The following is a 3016-nucleotide window of genomic DNA, read 5'->3' as shown; positions in this document are numbered from 1 at the left end:
GGACAAAAAAGAGGAATTTATTCTGCTCTTGCCTTTCACTCCAAGCCGAAAGGACAACATGGCTGCCTGGATGGCGGTTCGCTGCGATGCACCGAATTACGGAAACATGACTGTTTACAAATTTCCCAAACAGAAACTGGTTTATGGACCGAACCAGATTGAAGCCCGAATAGACCAGGAAACAGAAATCTCTAAGCAGCTTTCCCTCTGGAACCAGAGAGGTTCCCAGGTCATCCGGGGGAGTCTCCTGGGAATTCCCATTGAAAAGTCAATCATTTATATTCAATCTCTTTACTTAGCCGCCGAAAAGGGTCAACTCCCTGAATTGAAAAGGGTTATAGTGGCCTACGGGAACTCCATTGCTATGGAAGAAAATCTGGATACTTCCCTTCAGCGGATCTTCGGTGGGCGGCCGATGAAGGAAAAAGAATCTCAATATCCTGCGGTTGAAAGAGCAGCAGGTCCCGTGAGAGAAAAGACGGACAGGGACTTGGCCTTGGAGGCCCTCTCTCATTACAGAAGGGCACAGGAATACTTGAAGCTCGGCAACTGGGGTAGTTACGGAGAAGAACTCGGGAAGATGGATGATATCCTCAGAACAATAGAAAAAAAGAAGTAAAATGATATCCTGGAAAGAAGGTTGAACAATGCAAAAGCATTGGAGAGTCACCTATTTTGTTATGTGCATGGTGATGCTGCTGTCATCTGCAGGGTGTGCCGGCTCACTTTTCAAAAATTACGGCACAATAATACCTGACAGGGCCGCGACAAATGCTTTTGAAAAATATCAAATCAACCCCAACTTCACTTATTATATCAGCGGTTCAGATGTCTATCCCAATGCGATTATTGGACTGGACAAGGCCTATACACTGGAATCCGACCTGTGGAAAAAAGTTGAGATGACGCCCCCGATCTTCCGTGAGCTTGTAATGGACATGCAGACCAGGGCTTTGAATCTCGGCCAGAGCCAGCATGGATTTGCCATGTTCGATGACAAAGGAAATCGGATAGGGATCTGGTATTCCATTCTTTCGGCCAGGACAATGCTCAAGATGAAAGACAGCCGCACAGTCATCATCTATACACCCGACATCGATACATATGAGAAATACGAAAGAGGCGGTAACGATCATTCAAAGTAAAAAAAGAATGCAGGTGCGAAGATAATTTAACTCCTTGCAAACTGCTCCAAAATCCTGTATGAGACGTGGCAAATTATTTTCTCAAGGAGGATGTATGAAGGCATTGGTCACTTACTATTCAGAAACCGGTAACACGGAGATGATTGCCCGTGCGATATACGAAGCTATCCACATCGAAAAAGAAATAAAACCCCTCCAGGATGTGCAGAACGCCAAGGGGTATGACATTATATTTTGCGGATTCCCGTGCCACGCCCATAGTGTACCGGGTAAGGCAACTCCACTTATCAAAGGACTGCCCGAAGGCCAAAAGGTGGCATTCTTCTCCACCCATGGTTCACTCCGGGGCGGCCAGTTGCCAAAACAGGCCTTTGAACACGCTATAGGTCTTGCGTCAAAAGCCAAAGTCCTCGGCCATTTTGGTTGTCAGGGAAAGGTAGACCGAAAACTTATCGATGCATTGATGAAAAAGCCGGAGCATAAGGCCTGGGCGGAAGAGGCTCTGAGCGCCGAGGGACATCCCGATCAACATGATCTCGCCGACGGCAAAAAATTCGCGGCAGAAATGATCACCAAGCTTAGTAAATAATCGGATTTTCGCATTCACTGAACAATCCGCGGAGTTCGGTAAAAGGACTCTCTTTCAAGTCGAAATAACCACAGTTCAGATTCTTCTTGACAAATAGAACGTGCGTTCTGCATTATGGCGGCATGGGAGCGGTGACCTACGTCCCGCGCTGCTTCCCCCTATATTATTTGTAGAAAAAGAATCTTCCACGCTGGTTTGAGGCATGGCTCAATTTCATTTCCGCATCGATCCTGAGTGCTCTTCTGCTCCCAGCCCTGACGATCGGAGGCAATCCCCGTCACATGGATCTCACTCGCCCCGAATTGATTGTTGCACTACCCACGTTCCTTTTTGCCCTGAAGACAAAATCACTCGGCGGGACGGTTATGGCTGGTATTGGCCTCTTCTGGCTCATCGGGAAAGTAATTCTGTTTGCCCAATTTCCTCGAATACCGTTCGACAAAGTCGGTGAACTCAGGCACACTAAGAACTTATTTTTTAGCGAGGCACATAGTTTCGGCGCTGTCCGTTCACTCATAACGAGCGGCATTACTTGCGACAGCCGCCCAGATCAACGGGAGCTTGAACGCTGGGCAGCCGACGCGAAGCAATCCCCTTAGGGATGAATAAAGATGGGTGGGAAAAAGATACCGATGCCCGGCGGTGGAGGCGGTGCATAGACGACCGGCGGGGGGGGATAATAACCTCGTTCCCTGTGGCCATACTGCCCATAATAACGGCGGTTGTGGTCATACCCACGCCCTCTGTGATCATAACGGCCTTTGTCATGTTTTCCCATACGTTTATGGTCATCTTTGTCTTTGCCGAGGGCAGGCGCCACGTCTATACTACCGATCATTGCGGCTAAAACAAGCCCCATCATAATCCTGCCCACGATGGATCTGAAATTCCATGTACTTGATGTTTTCATAAAGTCACTCCATTCTTGGATCGATTCCAATCACCTGTTTGGCGTCAATCTTTAGTTGTATACTATTACCGATCATTTCCTCTTGTGTTTTCCATGTTTCCCTGTCCGGAATATTGTATCGGTAGTCTTCTTCTGTTCATCCGACATACTGGCATAGAACGCCTCGAAAGGCGGGATTAATTTCTTCATTTGATTTAAATGGGCTTCGGTAGTTTGACTGTGGAATTTCATATGCTCGACAGCGTTCATGGGCTTAGTGCTTTCAGCCCTTTCCTTGGTAAAGGCGTCCATGTCTTTCGCATTTTCCCGCATCACCTTGGTAAGGTTATTCCATAATTCTCCCTGGGCCTCGGTGATATTGAGCGCGCCTTG

Annotated in this window: 5 protein-coding genes and 1 pseudogene; 4 read left to right on the top strand and 2 right to left on the bottom strand. The window is 47.6% G+C overall.

The genetic code is table 11. The features are described from left to right. From NTW12_00490 to NTW12_00475, 4 genes and pseudogenes are all read left to right on the top strand, one after another. Positions 1–619 (top strand): UPF0182 family protein (locus tag NTW12_00490; protein ID MCX5844832.1); only part of this gene is annotated, 619 nt, incomplete at its 5' end. A 28-nt stretch (positions 620–647) separates the two neighbouring features. Continuing rightward, the gene (locus NTW12_00485; protein MCX5844831.1) at positions 648–1145 is read left to right on the top strand and encodes a hypothetical protein; all 498 of its coding nucleotides are present in this window, start codon (positions 648–650) and stop codon (positions 1143–1145) included. Positions 1146–1239: 94 nt separating this feature from the next. After that, a complete protein-coding gene (locus NTW12_00480; protein MCX5844830.1) occupies positions 1240–1734 on the top strand; it encodes a hypothetical protein in 495 nt (164 codons plus the stop codon). A 188-nt stretch (positions 1735–1922) separates the two neighbouring features. Beyond that, positions 1923–2333, top strand: a pseudogene (locus tag NTW12_00475) (AzlD domain-containing protein). Here NTW12_00475 and NTW12_00470 read toward each other — a convergent pair. Both NTW12_00470 and NTW12_00465 read right to left on the bottom strand, forming a co-directional pair. Further along, the gene (locus NTW12_00470) at positions 2330–2644 is read right to left on the bottom strand and encodes a hypothetical protein (GenBank protein ID MCX5844829.1); all 315 of its coding nucleotides are present in this window, start codon (positions 2642–2644) and stop codon (positions 2330–2332) included. The pseudogene NTW12_00475 and the gene NTW12_00470 overlap by 4 nt on opposite strands. Before the next feature lie 72 nt (positions 2645–2716). Next, positions 2717–3016: Spy/CpxP family protein refolding chaperone (locus NTW12_00465; GenBank protein MCX5844828.1), on the bottom strand; the 300-nt coding region annotated here is incomplete at its 5' end.

This window comes from Deltaproteobacteria bacterium, assembly GCA_026388545.1.
In the GTDB taxonomy this organism is placed as follows: Bacteria; Desulfobacterota; Syntrophia; order Syntrophales; family UBA2185; genus JAPLJS01.
This window is presented reverse-complemented; position numbering and strand designations above follow the sequence as displayed.